This is a genomic window from Leclercia sp. TB492 (assembly GCF_049974505.2).
Classification (GTDB): domain Bacteria; phylum Pseudomonadota; class Gammaproteobacteria; order Enterobacterales; family Enterobacteriaceae; genus Enterobacter; species Enterobacter adecarboxylatus_C.
On record NZ_CM127572.1, the window covers coordinates 1,541,060 to 1,557,834 of the forward strand.

The window sequence follows — 16,775 nt, forward strand, 5'->3', positions numbered from 1 at the left end:
TTATTTACTCTGATCGGCCAGTCCGTCGAGATAACGTTCTGCATCCAGCGCCGCCATACAACCGGTGCCCGCAGAGGTGATCGCCTGACGATAAATGTGGTCCATCACGTCGCCCGCAGCGAACACGCCCGGGATGCTGGTCTGGGTGGCATTGCCATGGATCCCGGACTGCACTTTGATGTAGCCGTTCTCCAGCTCCAACTGACCGTCGAAGATCGCGGTGTTCGGGCTGTGGCCGATAGCAACAAACAGACCCGCCACTTCCAGCGTTTCAACGTTGTCGGTGTTCTGCGTATCACGGATGCGCAGGCCCGCCACGCCCATCTGATCGCCAGTCACTTCTTCCAGCGTGCGGTGGGTGTGCAGCACGATATTGCCGCTGGCCACTTTGTCCATCAGACGCTTGATCAGGATTTTTTCCGCGCGGAAGGTATCGCGGCGGTGAATGAGATGCACTTCAGAGGCGATGTTCGCCAGGTACAGCGCTTCTTCCACGGCGGTGTTGCCGCCGCCGATGACCGCGACCTTCTGGTTGCGATAGAAGAAACCGTCGCAGGTGGCGCAGGCGGAAACGCCGCGGCCTTTAAAGGCTTCTTCAGACGGCAGGCCCAGATAGCGGGCAGAAGCGCCGGTTGCAATAATCAGCGCGTCGCAGGTGTATTCTGCGTTATCACCGATCAGGCGGAACGGACGGTTCTGCAGATCGACCTTGTTGATGTGGTCAAAAATGATTTCGGTATCAAATTTGGCGGCATGCTCGTGCATGCGCTCCATCAGCAGCGGCCCGGTCAGGCCTTCAGGATCGCCTGGCCAGTTTTCTACTTCGGTAGTGGTGGTCAGCTGACCGCCTTTTTCCATGCCCGTAATCAGTACCGGTTGCAGGTTAGCGCGTGCCGCGTAGACCGCTGCGGTGTATCCCGCAGGTCCGGAACCCAGGATGAGAAGTTTACTGTGTTTGGCCGTGCCCATGAGATCCCCATTGTTGTTGGCAGACATTTTCCCCGGATTGTAGGGAATTTGTTGCCGTAAAAAAAGGGCGCAGCGATTTTGTTAACGATGTGTGTGATAGCAAGCGCCAATCAACGGCGGGGCAGGGAAGGTGATTTTATAACAATAATCATGGCAAATCGCTCGAAACGACGGCGATAAAATGAGGATTAATCGCCGGTCGTAATGAATATCCGGCATGTTGTACTAAAAATCGATGTTTTGCTTTGACAATCCCCTGCTGTTTTGCGAAAACATTCAAGGAAGAAAAAAAACGGTCTTTGTGTAACGCATAGTCATGCACAAAATCACCATTTTTACCGGGTCAGCGAAATCTACGCATGGTGTGGACAGATGCCATTCGTGATGTTGATGGCCGCCTCTGGGCAACGGTCTTCATACCACATAACCCCAATCGAATCGCGCAAACTATAAAACAGGCGATGCGATTAACCGCGGGGAAAGACTCTGAACAGTGAAGTGCACAGGGTCCTGGCAGGAGTTAGGGAAGGAATACAGAGAGACAATAATAATGGTAGATAGCAAGAAGCGCCCTGGCAAAGATCTCGACCGTATCGATCGTAACATTCTTAATGAATTGCAAAAGGATGGGCGTATTTCCAACGTCGAGCTTTCAAAACGTGTGGGACTTTCCCCGACGCCATGCCTTGAGCGTGTGCGCCGACTGGAAAGACAGGGTTTTATTCAGGGCTATACAGCGCTGCTGAACCCGCATTACCTGGATGCCTCACTTCTGGTATTTGTTGAGATTACTCTGAATCGTGGTGCGCCGGATGTGTTTGAGCAGTTCAATGCCGCCGTGCAAAAACTTGAAGAAATTCAAGAGTGTCATCTGGTTTCCGGTGATTTCGACTACCTGTTGAAAACCCGCGTACCTGATATGTCTGCATACCGTAAGCTGCTGGGCGAAACCCTGCTGCGACTGCCTGGTGTGAACGACACCCGTACCTACGTGGTAATGGAAGAAGTCAAACAGAGCAATCGTCTGGTTATTAAGACGCGCTAACACGGAACAGGTGCATTATCAGCGTACTTTGATTACACTCCTGGTAATCCATACAGCAACAGTGTCGGGCCTCCCGGCACTGTTGTCCGTTTAGCACTCAGGCAGGAATTGCCTGATACCTGGAGAGCCTGTTTTGAGCCAGGAATATACCGAAGACAAAGAAGTCAATTTAACCAAGCTCAGCAGTGGGCGCCGACTCCTTGAGGCGTTACTGATCCTTGTTGCTCTTTTTGCCGTCTGGTTGATGGCAGCCTTACTCAGTTTCAATCCCTCCGATCCCAGCTGGTCACAGACCGCATGGCACGAACCTATCCATAATTTAGGCGGCGTACCGGGCGCCTGGCTGGCGGATACGCTGTTCTTTATCTTTGGCGTGATGGCCTACACCCTGCCCGTCATCATTATTGGTGGCTGTTGGTTTGCCTGGCGCCATCGCCAGAACGATGACTACATCGACTATTTTGCCGTCTCGCTGCGCCTGATAGGCGCGCTGGCGCTGATCCTCACCTCCTGCGGGCTGGCGGCGATTAACGCCGATGACATCTGGTATTTTGCCTCCGGTGGGGTAATCGGCAGCCTGCTGAGTACCGCGCTGCAGCCGATGCTGCACAGCAGCGGCGGCACCATCGCGCTGCTCTGCGTCTGGGGCGCAGGGCTGACGCTCTTTACCGGCTGGTCATGGGTCAGTATTGCTGAAAAAATCGGCAGCGTGATCCTCAACATTCTTACCTTTGCCAGCAACCGTACCCGTCGCGATGATACCTGGGTCGATGAAGAGTATGAAGACGACGACTACGATGACGCTGAGCCGACCGCCGAGCGTCGTGAATCCCGCCGCGCGCGCATTATGCGCGGGGCGCTGGCGCGCCGTAAGCGCGTAGCAGAGAAGTTCGCAAATCCGTTGGGGCGCAAGACGGATGCGGCCCTGTTCTCTGGCAAAAGGATGGACGACGAAGAGGTAGCTTACAGCGCCCGTGGCGTAGCCGCCGATCCGGATGATGTGCTGTTCTCCGGCAATCGCGCGCTGACCTCCGACTATGATGAGTACGATCCGCTGCTCAACGGCCACTCGGTGGCTGAGCCGCTTGCCGCCGCTGCCGCGGCGACTACCGCCACTCAGGCCTTTGCTGCACCTGTCGATCCGGTGATCCCGCCAACCCCTTCGATGCCGGATACCCATCTGCAGCCGCCTGCGGTTGAATGGCATGGGGAACCCACTGCATCAGCAGCACCGGCCTATGCGCCAGAGCCACAGCCTTATGCCGCCGCCGCGCCGCAGGAGCAACCGCCTTATCAGCCTGAACCGGCATACGCGCAGCCGCAGTATGAACAACCGCAATATCAGCAACCTCAGTACGAGCAGCCACAGTACGAACAACCTCAGTATGAGCAGCCGCAGCAGTATGAACCGCAGCAGGCCGTGTATCAGCCTGAGCCGGTGGTAACTCCGCCGGTCGTCGAAGCGCCGCCGGTTGAAGAGGTGAAACCGTCCCGGCCGCCGCTTTACTACTTCGAAGAGGTGGAAGAGAAACGTGCCCGTGAGCGCGAACAGCTCGCGGCCTGGTATCAGCCTGTACCGGAGCCAGTGCAAGAGCCTGCCCCGGTAAAAGCAGCTGAGATCCCGTCTGTACCGGTTCCGGCCGTTGAGCCTGCCTCCGTCGTGGCACCGGTTGCGGCGAGCGTGCAGCAGGCAACAGCGGCAGGTGCCGCTGCGGCTGGCGCTGCTGCACCGTTATTCAGCCTGGCCACCGGCGGCGCACCGCGTCCGCAGGTGAAAGAGGGCATTGGTCCGCAGCTGCCGCGTCCGAACCGCGTGCGCGTTCCTACCCGCCGTGAACTGGCCTCGTATGGCATCAAGCTGCCTTCGCAGCGAATGGCGGAAGAGGAAGCGCGCAAAGCCGGGCGTCAGCAGTACGATGACGACCAGTACGAAGACGACGCTGACGAAATGCAGCAGGACGAGCTGGCCCGCCAGTTCGCCCAGCAGCAACAGCAGCGTTATGGCGAAGAATATCAGCCTGAGCCACAGCAGTATCAGACCCAGGATGACGAAGATGATGCCGCCGAAGCGGAGCTGGCTCGCCAGTTTGCCGCCACGCAGCAGCAGCGTTACGCTGGTGAACAGCCGACAGGGGCGAACCCGTTCTCGCTGGCGGATTTTGAATTCTCACCGATGAAAGATCTGGTGGATGATACGCCGAGTGAACCGCTGTTCACGCCGGGTGTGATGCCGGAGGTCGAGCCGCCGCGTCAGGCGTTTACGCCGCCGCAGCCTGCGCAGCCGCAACAGTTTGCCCAGCCTCAGCAGCCTGCACAGCCGCAGCAATATGCTCAGCCTGCACAGCCGCAACAGTTTGCCCAGCCTCAGCAGCCTGTGCAGCCGCAGCAGTTTGCTCAGCCTCAGCAGCCTGTACAGCCGCAGCAGTTTGCTCAGCCTCAGCAACCGGCACAGGCTCAGCAGTACGCTCAGCCTCAACAGCCTGCGCAGCCGCAGCAGCCACCGGCTCAGCAGAGCCTGATCCATCCGCTGCTTATGCGTAACGGTGACAGCCGCCCGCTGCAAAGACCGACCACGCCGTTGCCGTCATTTGACCTGTTAACCCCGCCGCCAACGGAAGTCGAGCCGGTTGATACCTTCGCCCTCGATCAGATGGCGCGCCTGGTTGAACTCCGCCTGGCCGACTTCCGGATTAAAGCGGATGTGGTGAATTATTCACCTGGTCCGGTGATCACCCGTTTCGAGCTGAATCTGGCCCCGGGTGTGAAAGCCGCGCGTATTTCAAACCTCTCCCGCGACCTGGCGCGTTCGCTGTCCACCGTGGCCGTGCGCGTGGTCGAGGTTATTCCGGGTAAACCCTATGTTGGCCTGGAGTTGCCGAACAAAAAACGTCAAACCGTTTACCTGCGTGAAGTGCTGGATAACGCCAAATTCCGCGATAATCCATCACCGCTGAGCGTGGTGCTGGGTAAAGACATCGCCGGTGAACCGGTGGTGGCCGATCTGGCGAAAATGCCGCACCTGCTGGTGGCGGGTACGACGGGTTCCGGTAAGTCTGTCGGCGTGAACGCCATGATCCTCAGCATCCTGTATAAGGCGCAGCCGGAAGATGTGCGCTTCATCATGATCGACCCGAAAATGCTGGAACTGTCGGTATACGAAGGTATTCCGCACCTGCTGACCGAAGTCGTGACCGACATGAAAGATGCCGCCAACGCCCTGCGCTGGAGCGTCAACGAGATGGAGCGTCGCTACAAGCTGATGTCCGCGCTGGGGGTACGTAACCTTGCCGGTTATAACGAGATCATCGCCGAAGCGGCGAAGATGGGACGTCCGATCCCGGATCCGTACTGGAAACCGGGCGACAGTATGGATGCCGAGCATCCGGTGCTGGAAAAACTGCCGTACATCGTGGTGTTGGTGGACGAGTTTGCTGACCTGATGATGACCGTCGGTAAGAAGGTGGAAGAGCTGATCGCCCGCCTGGCACAAAAAGCGCGTGCGGCGGGGATCCACCTGGTGCTGGCGACCCAGCGTCCGTCGGTGGATGTGATCACCGGCCTGATTAAAGCCAACATCCCGACCCGTATCGCTTTTACCGTGTCGAGCAAAATTGACTCCCGCACTATCCTCGACCAGGGGGGCGCGGAATCGCTGCTGGGTATGGGGGATATGCTTTACTCCGGCCCGAACTCCACCACGCCGGTGCGTGTCCATGGTGCCTTTGTGCGTGACCAGGAAGTGCATGCCGTGGTGCAGGACTGGAAGGCGCGCGGTCGTCCGCAGTACGTTGAAGGCATCACCTCTGACAGCGAAAGCGAAGGCGGCGGTGGCGGCGGCGTAGATGGCGGCGAAGAGCTGGATCCGCTGTTCGATCAGGCAGTTAACTTCGTCACCGAGAAACGCAAAGCTTCCATCTCCGGGGTTCAGCGCCAGTTCCGTATAGGCTATAACCGCGCGGCGCGTATCATCGAGCAGATGGAAGCGCAGGGCATCGTCAGCGAGCAGGGGCACAACGGCAACCGTGAAGTGCTTGCCCCGCCGCCGTTTGAGTGATCCCCCTCGATTGCAAAGATGGGTAAATCAGCAATAATTAAGCATTTTCTTCTGTCGCCTGCCTGCGGGCAGGTCCAGAATAGTTGACAGAAAACCCCCATTTCGGGATGACGCTTTGTAAGGACTACCAATGAAAAAAATTGCAATCACCTGTGCATTACTGACCAGCTTTGTCGCGAGCAGCGTCTGGGCTGATGCCGCCGGCGACCTCAAAAACCGTCTGGACAAAGTCAGCAGTTTCCACGCCAGCTTCACCCACAAAGTGACTGACGGCAGTGGCAATGCGGTGCAGGAAGGTCAGGGTGACCTGTGGGTGAAACGTCCAAATCTGTTCAACTGGCATATGACGCAGCCGGATGAGAGCATCCTGGTTTCCGACGGGAAAACCCTGTGGTTCTTCAACCCGTTTGTTGAGCAGGCCACGGCGACCTGGCTGAAAGATGCCACCAGCAACACGCCGTTTATGCTGATCGCCCGTAACCAGACCAGCGACTGGCAGCAGTACAACATTAAACAGAACGGCGATGATTTTGTGCTGACCCCGAAAGGCAGCAACGGCAACCTGAAGCAGTTCACCATTAACGTGAGCAGCAACGGTACCATCAATCAGTTCAGCGCTGTTGAGCAGGACGATCAGCGCAGCAGCTATCAGCTGAAATCCCAGCAGAACGGGGCGGTTGATGCATCGAAATTCACCTTTACCCCGCCGAAGGGCGTGACGGTGGATGACCAACGTAATAAGTAAGAGGCGTGCGTGAGCAACCTGTCGCTCGATTTTTCAGATAATGCGTTTCAACCTCTGGCCGCCCGTATGCGGCCAGAAAATTTAGCGCAGTATATTGGCCAGCAGCATCTGCTGGCTGCGGGCAAACCCTTGCCGCGCGCCATTGAGGCCGGGCATCTGCACTCCATGATCCTGTGGGGGCCGCCAGGCACCGGTAAAACGACGCTGGCGGAAGTGATTGCCCGCTACGCCGATGCCGACGTCGAGCGCATCTCCGCCGTCACCTCCGGAGTGAAAGAGATCCGTGAGGCCATCGAGCGTGCCCGCCAGAACCGTAATGCCGGTCGCCGCACCATCCTGTTCGTCGATGAGGTGCACCGTTTCAACAAGAGCCAGCAGGATGCCTTTCTGCCGCACATCGAAGACGGCACCATCACCTTTATCGGTGCCACTACCGAAAACCCTTCGTTTGAACTCAACTCCGCACTGTTGTCCCGCGCCCGCGTCTATCTCCTGAAATCGTTAACCACCGAAGACATTGAGCTGGTGCTGACCCAGGCGATGGACGATAAGTCCCGCGGCTACGGCAGCCAGAATATCGTGCTGCCCGACGACACCCGCCGAGCCATTGCAGAACTGGTTAACGGGGACGCGCGACGGGCGCTGAATACCCTGGAGATGATGGCCGATATGGCCGAAGCCGACGACAGCGGCAAGCGGGTGCTGCTCCCGGCACTGCTGACTGAAATCGCCGGCGAACGCAGCGCGCGCTTTGATAACAAAGGCGACCGCTTTTACGACCTGATCTCCGCATTGCACAAATCGGTACGCGGCAGCGCGCCCGATGCCGCGCTCTACTGGTATGCGCGCATTATCACCGCCGGGGGCGATCCGCTGTACGTGGCTCGCCGCTGTCTGGCGATCGCCTCGGAAGATGTCGGTAACGCCGATCCGCGCGCGATGCAGGTGGCGATCTCCGCCTGGGACTGCTTTACCCGCGTGGGGCCTGCCGAAGGGGAGCGCGCCATTGCCCAGGCGATTGTCTATCTGGCCTGTGCACCTAAAAGCAATGCGGTCTATACCGCGTTCAAAGCGGCGATGTCCGATGCCCGCGAGCGCCCTGATTACGATGTTCCTGACCACCTGCGCAACGCCCCGACCAAACTGATGAAAGAGCTGGGTTACGGTCAGCAATACCGCTACGCCCACGACGAGCCCAACGCCTACGCCGCAGGGGAGGAGTATTTCCCGCAGGAAATGGCACAAACGCGCTATTATCGCCCGACAAACAGAGGCCTTGAGGGCAAGATTGGCGAAAAGCTCACCTGGCTTGCCGGACAGGATCAAAATAGCCCTATAAAACGCTACCGTTAGGGCTATCGTTGCGGTAATGTTGGCAATGTATACCCGTTATACTTCAAGTTGCATGTGCGTTGGCTGCGCTCGTTCACCCCAGTCACATAGTTTTCTATGTTCCCGGGGATTCACTCGCTTGCCGCCTTCCTGCAACTCGAATTATTTAGGGTATATTCTTGTGACCGCAGGCTGCGGTCATTTCCTCCTATTTTTTAATTCGATAAGCACAGGATAAGCATGCTCGATCCCAATCTGCTGCGTAACGAGCCAGACGCAGTCGCTGAAAAACTGGCACGCCGGGGCTTTAAACTGGATGTAGATAAGCTGCGCGCTCTTGAAGAGCGTCGTAAAGTTCTGCAGGTACAAACCGAAAACTTGCAGGCAGAGCGTAACTCTCGATCGAAATCCATCGGCCAGGCGAAAGCGCGCGGGGAAGATATTGAGCCATTACGCCTGGAAGTGAACAAACTCGGTGAAGAGCTGGATCAGGCGAAAGCCGATCTGGACGTTCTTCAGGCCGAAATTCGTGATATCGCCCTGGCGATCCCGAACACCCCTGACGACAGTGTCCCTGTCGGTAAAGACGAAAATGACAACGTCGAAGTGAAACGCTGGGGCACCCCACGCGAGTTTGACTTCGAGGTTCGCGATCACGTCACGCTGGGCGAAATGCACGCCGGGCTCGATTTTGCGGCTGCCGTTAAGCTGACCGGTTCCCGTTTCGTGGTCATGAAGGGTCAGATTGCCCATCTGCACCGTGCGCTGGCCCAGTTCATGCTGGATCTGCACACCGAGCAGCACGGCTACAGCGAAACCTACGTGCCGTATCTGGTCAACCACGATACGCTGTACGGTACCGGCCAGCTGCCGAAATTTGCCGGCGATCTGTTCCATACCCGTCCGCTGGATGAGGAAGCAGACAGCAGCAACTACGCGCTGATCCCAACCGCAGAAGTGCCGCTGACCAACCTCGTGCGTGATGAGATCATCGACGAAGACGACCTGCCGATCAAACTGACTGCACACTCTCCGTGCTTCCGTTCTGAAGCAGGCTCTTATGGCCGTGATACCCGTGGTCTGATCCGTATGCACCAGTTCGACAAAGTTGAGATGGTGCAGATTGTGCGTCCGGAAACGTCCATGGATGCGCTGGAAGAGATGACCGGTCACGCGGAAAAAGTGCTCGAGCTGTTAGGTCTGCCGTACCGCCGCATGGCGCTGTGTACCGGTGACATGGGCTTTGGCGCCTGCAAAACCTTCGATCTGGAAGTGTGGGTTCCAGCGCAGGGTACCTATCGCGAAATCTCCTCCTGCTCCAACGTTGGCGATTTCCAGGCGCGTCGCATGCAGGCCCGCTGCCGCAGCAAGTCCGACAAGAAAACCCGTCTGGTGCACACCCTGAACGGCTCCGGCCTGGCAGTGGGTCGTACCCTGGTGGCGGTGCTGGAAAACTACCAGCAGGCTGACGGTCGTATCGAAATTCCTGAAGTACTGCGCCCTTACATGAAAGGCCAGCAGTACATCGGTTAATTTGCTTTTACGTAAAAAAGCGCCTGCGGGCGCTTTTTTTATGCCCCGGTTTTGACATCAGGCAATATCCCCTCCTTCCAAAGTAGTAATACTTTCCAGGTAGTTAGCATAAACCTCTGTTAACGCAATCACTCATTATATAAATAACTATATAGCGGTGCTGCCGCACATGGAACTTTGTGAGCAATCAAAGTGAGAGTCTATGAAAATTAAAACGCCTGATGCCTTACTGGCTGCCGAGGTGAGCCGTCGCGGGCTGATGAAAACCACCGCGATTGGCGGCCTGACGGTTGCCAGTAGCGCCTTTACTTTGCCTTTTTCTCGCCTGTCGTCGGCGGCTGAAGCCATCGCCGCCGTTAAGCCGTATGAAAAGGTGGTCTGGAGCGCCTGTACGGTGAACTGCGGTAGCCGCTGTCCGCTGCGGATGCATGTTATCGACGGCGAGATCAAATACGTCGAGACCGACAATACCGGGGATGATCACTACGAGGGGCTACACCAGGTGCGCGCCTGTCTGCGTGGCCGTTCCATGCGCCGCCGCGTCTATAACCCGGACCGCCTGAAATACCCGATGAAACGTGTCGGCAAGCGCGGGGAAGGCAAATTCGAGCGTATCAGCTGGGACGAGGCCTTCGATACCATTGCCAGCAATATGCAGCGCCTGATTAAAGACTACGGCAACGAGTCTATCTACCTTAACTACGGCACCGGCACCCTCGGCGGGACCATGACCCGCTCCTGGCCGCCGGGCAAAACCCTGATTGCCCGCCTGATGAACTGTTGCGGGGGCTATCTCAACCATTACGGTGACTACTCCACCGCGCAGATTGCCGCAGGTCTTAATTACACCTACGGCGGCTGGGCCGATGGCAACAGCCCGTCGGATATCGAAAACAGCCAGCTCGTCGTATTGTTCGGCAACAATCCCGGTGAAACGCGCATGAGCGGCGGCGGGGTGACTTACTACATCGAACAGGCGCGGCAAAAATCGAACGCCCGGATGATCGTCATCGACCCACGCTATACCGACACCGGGGCAGGGCGCGAGGATGAGTGGATCCCGATCCGCCCGGGAACCGATGCGGCGCTGATCTCTGCCCTGGCCTGGGTGATGATCAACGAGGACCTCGTCGATCGGCCATTCCTCGATAAATACTGCGTTGGCTACGACGAAAAAACGCTGCCAGAAGGCGCCCCGGCGAACGGCCACTATAAAGCTTATATTCTCGGCCAGGGCAATGACGGGATCGCCAAAACTCCGGCCTGGGCCGCGGCCATTACCGGTATTCCCGAGGCGCGTATCGTTAAGCTGGCGCGTGAAATCGCCGGGGCGAAACCGGCCTTTATCTCCCAGGGCTGGGGCCCGCAGCGCCATGCCAACGGCGAGCTGGTATCCCGAGCCATCGCCATGCTGGCGATTTTGACCGGCAACGTGGGGATCAATGGCGGCAACAGCGGGGCGCGCGAAGGCTCGTACTCTCTGCCGTTTGTGCGCATGCCGACCCTGGAAAATCCGGTTCAGACCAGTATTTCGATGTTTATGTGGACCGACGCCATCGAGCGCGGCCCGGAGATGACCGCCACCCGTGACGGGGTGCGCGGCAAAGAAAAGCTCGACGTGCCGATCAAGATGATCTGGAACTATGCCGGCAACTGTCTGATCAACCAGCACTCCCAGATCAACCGCACCCACGACATTCTGCAGGACGACAAAAAATGCGAGCTGATTGTGGTGGTGGATTGTCATATGACCTCGTCGGCGAAGTACGCCGATATTCTGCTGCCTGACTGCACCGCCTCTGAGCAGATGGATTTCGCCCTGGATGCCTCCTGCGGCAACATGTCGTACGTGATTTTTGCCGACCAGGCGATTAAACCGCGTTTTGAGTGCAAAACCATCTATGAGATGACCACCGCGCTGGCAAAACGCATGGGCGTTGAGCAGCAGTTCACCGAAGGCCGCACCCAGGAAGGGTGGATGCGCCATCTGTATGAGCAGTCGCGCCAGGCCATTCCTGAGTTGCCGCCGTTTGATGAGTTCCGTCAGCAGGGCATGTTCAAGCAGCGCGACCCGGAAGGGCATCACGTGGCCTATAAAGCCTTCCGCGCCGATCCAGCCGCCAATCCGCTGACTACCCCGTCAGGCAAAATCGAGATCTATTCTGCCCAGCTGGCGCAGATTGCCGCGACCTGGGAGCTGGAGCAGGGCGATGTGATCCATCCGCTCCCGGTTTACAGCCCGGGCTTTGAGAACTACGACGATCCGCAGAGCAAAGATTTCCCGCTGCAGCTGACCGGTTTCCACTACAAAGCGCGAACGCACTCCACCTACGGCAACGTTGATGTCCTGAAAGCGGCCTGCCGTCAGGAGATCTGGATCAACCCGCTGGATGCACAGCGGCGCGGAATTGCCAACGGCGACCGGGTGCGGATCTTCAACGGACGCGGTGAAGTGCATATCGAAGCCAAAGTCACGCCGCGTATCCTGCCGGGTGTGGTGGCGCTAGGCGAAGGAGCCTGGTACAACCCCGATGCGAACCGTATCGATCAGGCGGGCTGCATTAACGTGCTGACCACCCAACGCCCGTCGCCGCTGGCGAAAGGCAACCCGTCTCACAGTAACCTTGTTCAGGTTGAAAAGGCGTAAGGAGTAGCCGATGACCACTCAGTATGGATTTTTTATTGATTCCAGCCGCTGCACCGGGTGCAAAACCTGTGAGCTGGCGTGCAAGGATTACAAGGACCTGACCCCGGACGTCAGCTTCCGCCGCATTTACGAGTATGCGGGCGGCGACTGGCAGGAGGACAACGGGGTCTGGCATCAGAACGTGTTTGCCTACTACCTCTCCATCGCCTGCAACCACTGCGAGGATCCGGCCTGCACCAAAGTCTGCCCCAGCGGGGCGATGCACAAGCGCGACGACGGCTTTGTGGTGGTGGACGAAGATGTCTGCATCGGGTGTCGCTACTGCCATATGGCCTGCCCGTACGGCGCCCCGCAGTACAACGCCGCGAAAGGCCATATGACCAAGTGCGACGGCTGCCACGAGCGCGTGGCGGAGGGTCACAAGCCGATCTGCGTCGAATCCTGCCCGCTGCGGGCCCTGGACTTTGGCCCGATAGAAGAGCTGCGCAAAAAACACGGCAAGCTGGCCGCCGTTGCCCCGCTGCCGTCGGCGCACTTCACGAAGCCGAGTATCGTCATAAAACCCAATGCCAACAGCCGACCTACGGGTGATACCACCGGCTATCTGGCCAATCCGAAGGAGGTGTGAGATGGGAAGCGGGTGGCATGAATGGCCGTTAATGATTTTTACGGTCTTCGGACAGTGTGTGGCGGGCGGTTTTATCGTCCTCGCCCTGGCGTTGTTAAAAGGCAATCTGAACAGGGAGCAACAGCAGCGGCTGGTGCTGAGTATGTTTGGTCTGTGGGTGCTGATGGGCATCGGGTTTATCGCCTCCACCCTGCACCTCGGTTCACCCATGCGCGCGTTCAACTCCCTGAACCGCGTGGGCGCGTCTTCACTTAGCAACGAGATCGCCAGCGGGGCGCTCTTCTTTGCTGTCGGCGGGCTGGGCTGGCTGCTTGCAGTCGTGAAAAAACTACCGGTAGCGTTACGCGATCTGTGGCTGATCGCAACTATGGTGCTGGGCGTGGTCTTCGTCTGGATGATGGTGCGGGTCTATAACACCATTGATACGGTGCCGACCTGGTACAGCGTCTGGACGCCAATGAGTTTCTTCCTGACCATGTTTATCGGCGGGCCGCTGCTGGGCTTCCTGCTCCTGCGGGTGTCGGGCGTCGATGGCTGGGCGATGCGTTTACTGCCTGCCGTGTCGCTACTGGCACTGGCAGTAAGTACGGTGGTGGCCCTGATGCAGGGCGCGGAGCTGGCGACGATCCACAGCGCCATTCAGCAGGCCTCGGCCCTGGTGCCTGATTACGGCTCGCTGATGGCCTGGCGTGTGGTGCTGCTGGCGGCGGCGCTGGTGTGCTGGATCGTGCCGCAGCTGAAAGGCTATCAGCCTGCGCTCCCGCTGTTGTCGCTGGCATTTGTGCTGCTGCTGGCAGGTGAATTGATTGGACGTGGAGTGTTTTACGGTCTGCATATGACCGTTGGAATGGCCATCGCCAGTTAGCGCTGATTATTGTTATATAAAGCCGGGACTTAGTGCCCGGCTTTTCTTTTTTCAATCATGAAATTTTTCAACTGTCGTTTGGTTTTAATTTTGGCCTTAAATAAACAAAAACAAACACATAATTATTATCGATAGCAGACTTTGCATTAGCAGGATGAGTTTTTTCAATCGACAGAGAACATATTGTGCGTGCGGCCCGATCGGGTGGATTGACTTTGTTTTTGCCAGTGGCATGATGCGCACGAAATCTGAACTTCCTCACGGTTTTTAATCCATGTCGATCTATACCCGGCCAGTGCTCCTGTTGCTCTGTGGCCTGCTTTTGCTGACCCTCGCGATCGCGGTGTTAAACACCCTCGTCCCGCTGTGGCTCGCCCATGAAAACTTACCGACCTGGCAGGTGGGTATGGTCAGCTCGTCCTTTTTTACCGGTAATTTGCTGGGCACCCTGATGACGGGAAGCCTGATTAAACGCTTTGGTTTTAACCGCAGCTATTATCTGGCGTCGCTGATTTTTGCCGTCGGCTGTGCCGGGTTAGGGCTGATGGTCGGCTTCTGGAGCTGGATGGTCTGGCGCTTTATTGCGGGCGTCGGCTGCGCCATGATCTGGGTGGTAGTGGAAAGCGCCCTGATGTGCAGCGGTACTTCCCGCAACCGTGGCCGTCTGCTGGCAGCCTATATGATGGTCTATTATGTCGGCACCGTGCTGGGGCAACTGATGGTCAGCAAACTGCCAACCGACCTGATGAGCGTCCTGCCGTGGGTAACCGGCATGGTGCTGGCCGCGATCCTGCCACTGCTCTTTACGCGCATTGTGAACCAGAGCAGTGAGCATCAGGAAGCGACCCATATCTGGCCGATGCTGAGACTGCGTCATGCGCGTCTCGGAGTGAACGGCTGCATTATCTCCGGGATTGTGCTCGGCTCGCTCTATGGTCTGATGCCGCTCTATCTGAATCATCAGGGCGTCAGTGATTCCGGGATCGGTTTCTGGATGGCAGTGATGGTCAGTGCCGGCATTATCGGGCAGTGGCCGGTTGGCCGTCTTGCTGACCGCTTTGGGCGCCTGCTGGTGCTGCGCGTTCAGGTCTTTGTGGTGATCATGGGTTGTCTTGCCATGCTGAGTAATGCCGCGATGGCACCGGCACTGTTTATTCTGGGCGCGGCGGGCTTCACCCTCTATCCGGTAGCGATGGCCTGGGCCTGTGAGAAGGTTGAACATCATCAGCTGGTGGCCATGAACCAGGCGCTGCTGCTGAGCTATACCATCGGCAGTTTGCTGGGCCCGACCTTTACCGCCATGCTGATGCAGAACTATTCCGACAATCTGCTGTTTATCATGATCGCCAGCGTGTCATTTATTTATCTGCTCATGCTGCTGCGTAAAGCGGGCGAACATCCCACACCGGTGGCCCATGCCTGAGTAAATAAAAGCCTGTCGATGACAGGCTTTTTTGTCTCTGTCACATATAAGAGTTTTACGCATTGTTTGTTTATTGCCTGAGGCGATAATTCAGAGGCGTTCTACCACTAAAAGGCAGCCATTATGTCTACTCGTCGTTTTACCACTACAGCGCTGGCAGTAGTATTGTCTTTAACCTTTGCAACTGCACCTGCTATGGCCAATCCGGGAAATGGAAATGGAAATGGCCACGGTAATGGGCAAGGTAATAGCGGCAATCATGGCAACGGTAATTCCGGTAAAGGGAATACCGGTAACCAGGACCACAAACAAAATAACGGTCACCAGAATCAAGGCAAATCAAATAAAAGCGTCAAAGACGACGTCGATGCGCGCGTCAGTTACGACCATGCCCGGCATCTGGCGTTGAATTATGGTTTAACGGGTTATGATTCCCTGCCGCCGGGGATTGCGAAAAACCTCGCGCGCGGTAAACCACTGCCTCCGGGTATCGCCAAAAAGACCGTACCGGCGTCAATGTTAGGTCAATTACCCTCTTATCCTGGCTATGAATGGCGGGTAGTCGGGAGGGATCTGGTCTTAATTGCGTTGAGTACGGCGATTGTGACCACCATTATTAATGGCGTCTTTGACTAATAAATAAAAAGCCCGGTGAAAACCGGGCTTTTTATTAATACATGACCTTGTGACCGTACTGCTCCAGAATGCCTTTTACGCGTTCCATGGTCTCTTTTTTCGGTGGTTTAACGCCATCCAGCTTGTACTCTTCACCCATCGCCACCCATTTATGTTTGCCCAGCTCGTGATACGGCAGCAGCTCAATTTTCTCAACGTTGCCCATATCACGCGTGAACTCACCCAGACGGTGGGCAGAGTCGTCATCATCTGACCAGCCCGGCACCACAACATAACGGATCCAGGTTTTGATGCCTTTGGCTGAGATGTATTTTGCGAACTCTAAAGTGCGATGGTTAGAGACGCCGACCAGATTCTGGTGGATTTCGTCGTTCATCTGCTTGAGATCCAGCATCACCAGGTCGGTCACTTCTAGCAGCTCATCAATCACCGGATCGTAACGACGGACAAAGCCGTTGGTATCCAGACAGGTGTGAATGCTCTCTTTATGGCAGGCGCGGAACCAGTCGCGGACAAACTCGGCCTGCAGGATCGCTTCCCCGCCGGACGCGGTCACGCCGCCGCCGGAAGCGTTCATAAAGTGGCGATAGGTCACCACTTCTTTCATTAATTCATCAACGGTGACTTCTTTACCGCCGTGAGTATCCCAGGTATCACGGTTATGGCAGTACAGGCAGCGCATCAGGCAGCCCTGGAAGAAGGTGATAAAGCGGATGCCTGGGCCATCGACGGTGCCACAGGACTCAAAGGAGTGAATGCGACCAATAGTTGACATTGCGGTGATATCTCCAGATTCGGCCCGTCCGGGGCCTGTGTATGCGCACAACTCAAGCGGCTGTGTCGAGTCTGTTTTGGCTGTTATCCATTTATTATAGATAGCGGGCAAAAGAGACTGTGG

The 16,775-nt window shown here is 57.0% G+C and carries 12 protein-coding genes; 10 read left to right on the plus strand and 2 right to left on the minus strand.

Translation table 11 applies throughout. From position 1 onward, the window contains the following. Entirely contained in the window at positions 1-969 is a 969-nt protein-coding gene (gene trxB, locus ACP4QI_RS07175) for a thioredoxin-disulfide reductase (RefSeq protein ID WP_197090569.1), read from the minus strand. Between the two features lie 550 nt (positions 970-1,519). Here trxB and lrp point away from each other — a divergent pair. The 10 genes from lrp to ACP4QI_RS07225 all read left to right on the plus strand — a co-directional run bounded on the left by lrp (position 1,520) and on the right by ACP4QI_RS07225 (position 15,877). Continuing rightward, the gene (lrp, locus tag ACP4QI_RS07180) at positions 1,520-2,014 is read left to right on the plus strand and encodes a leucine-responsive transcriptional regulator Lrp (protein ID WP_000228469.1); all 495 of its coding nucleotides are present in this window, start codon (positions 1,520-1,522) and stop codon (positions 2,012-2,014) included. Positions 2,015-2,147: 133 nt separating this feature from the next. Then, on the plus strand, positions 2,148-6,068 hold the full coding sequence (ftsK, locus tag ACP4QI_RS07185) for a DNA translocase FtsK (RefSeq protein ID WP_426494974.1): 3,921 nt from the start codon (positions 2,148-2,150) through the stop codon (positions 6,066-6,068). A 130-nt stretch (positions 6,069-6,198) separates the two neighbouring features. Then, complete coding sequence (lolA, locus tag ACP4QI_RS07190) at positions 6,199-6,813, plus strand: outer membrane lipoprotein chaperone LolA (RefSeq protein ID WP_426494973.1); 615 nt, start codon at positions 6,199-6,201, stop codon at positions 6,811-6,813. 9 nt (positions 6,814-6,822) lie between these two features. Then, positions 6,823-8,166, plus strand: coding sequence for a replication-associated recombination protein RarA (gene rarA, locus ACP4QI_RS07195; protein ID WP_426494972.1), 1,344 nt, complete (start codon positions 6,823-6,825; stop codon positions 8,164-8,166). Between the two features lie 219 nt (positions 8,167-8,385). Continuing rightward, complete coding sequence (serS, locus tag ACP4QI_RS07200; protein WP_142488906.1) at positions 8,386-9,678, plus strand: serine--tRNA ligase; 1,293 nt, start codon at positions 8,386-8,388, stop codon at positions 9,676-9,678. Between the two features lie 202 nt (positions 9,679-9,880). Beyond that, positions 9,881-12,325, plus strand: coding sequence for a dimethylsulfoxide reductase subunit A (gene dmsA / locus ACP4QI_RS07205; RefSeq protein WP_426494971.1), 2,445 nt, complete (start codon positions 9,881-9,883; stop codon positions 12,323-12,325). 10 nt (positions 12,326-12,335) lie between these two features. Further along, a complete protein-coding gene (locus ACP4QI_RS07210) occupies positions 12,336-12,953 on the plus strand; it encodes a DMSO/selenate family reductase complex B subunit (RefSeq protein ID WP_156263335.1) in 618 nt (205 codons plus the stop codon). 1 nt (position 12,954) lies between these two features. Continuing rightward, complete coding sequence (locus tag ACP4QI_RS07215) at positions 12,955-13,818, plus strand: dimethyl sulfoxide reductase anchor subunit family protein (RefSeq protein ID WP_426494970.1); 864 nt, start codon at positions 12,955-12,957, stop codon at positions 13,816-13,818. A gap of 274 nt (positions 13,819-14,092) precedes the next feature. Further along, positions 14,093-15,241, plus strand: coding sequence for an MFS transporter (locus ACP4QI_RS07220; protein WP_142488910.1), 1,149 nt, complete (start codon positions 14,093-14,095; stop codon positions 15,239-15,241). Between the two features lie 123 nt (positions 15,242-15,364). After that, the gene (locus ACP4QI_RS07225) at positions 15,365-15,877 is read left to right on the plus strand and encodes an anti-virulence regulator CigR family protein (RefSeq protein WP_285128198.1); all 513 of its coding nucleotides are present in this window, start codon (positions 15,365-15,367) and stop codon (positions 15,875-15,877) included. Between the two features lie 34 nt (positions 15,878-15,911). Here ACP4QI_RS07225 and pflA read toward each other — a convergent pair whose 3' ends face one another. Then, complete coding sequence (gene pflA, locus ACP4QI_RS07230) at positions 15,912-16,652, minus strand: pyruvate formate lyase 1-activating protein (protein ID WP_142488912.1); 741 nt, start codon at positions 16,650-16,652, stop codon at positions 15,912-15,914. Positions 16,653-16,775: the final 123 nt, after the last annotated feature.

Bases quoted from the DNA above. Each gene is read 5' to 3' on its own strand.
- trxB (WP_197090569.1), bottom strand. From the start codon at position 969: ATGGGCACGGCCAAACACAGTAAACTTCTCATCCTGGGTTCCGGACCT.
- lrp (WP_000228469.1), top strand. From the start codon at position 1,520: ATGGTAGATAGCAAGAAGCGCCCTGGCAAAGATCTCGACCGTATCGAT.
- lolA (WP_426494973.1), top strand. From the start codon at position 6,199: ATGAAAAAAATTGCAATCACCTGTGCATTACTGACCAGCTTTGTCGCG.
- serS (WP_142488906.1), top strand. From the start codon at position 8,386: ATGCTCGATCCCAATCTGCTGCGTAACGAGCCAGACGCAGTCGCTGAA.
- dmsA (WP_426494971.1), top strand. From the start codon at position 9,881: ATGAAAATTAAAACGCCTGATGCCTTACTGGCTGCCGAGGTGAGCCGT.
- ACP4QI_RS07210 (WP_156263335.1), top strand. From the start codon at position 12,336: ATGACCACTCAGTATGGATTTTTTATTGATTCCAGCCGCTGCACCGGG.
- ACP4QI_RS07215 (WP_426494970.1), top strand. From the start codon at position 12,955: ATGGGAAGCGGGTGGCATGAATGGCCGTTAATGATTTTTACGGTCTTC.
- ACP4QI_RS07220 (WP_142488910.1), top strand. From the start codon at position 14,093: ATGTCGATCTATACCCGGCCAGTGCTCCTGTTGCTCTGTGGCCTGCTT.
- ACP4QI_RS07225 (WP_285128198.1), top strand. From the start codon at position 15,365: ATGTCTACTCGTCGTTTTACCACTACAGCGCTGGCAGTAGTATTGTCT.
- pflA (WP_142488912.1), bottom strand. From the start codon at position 16,652: ATGTCAACTATTGGTCGCATTCACTCCTTTGAGTCCTGTGGCACCGTC.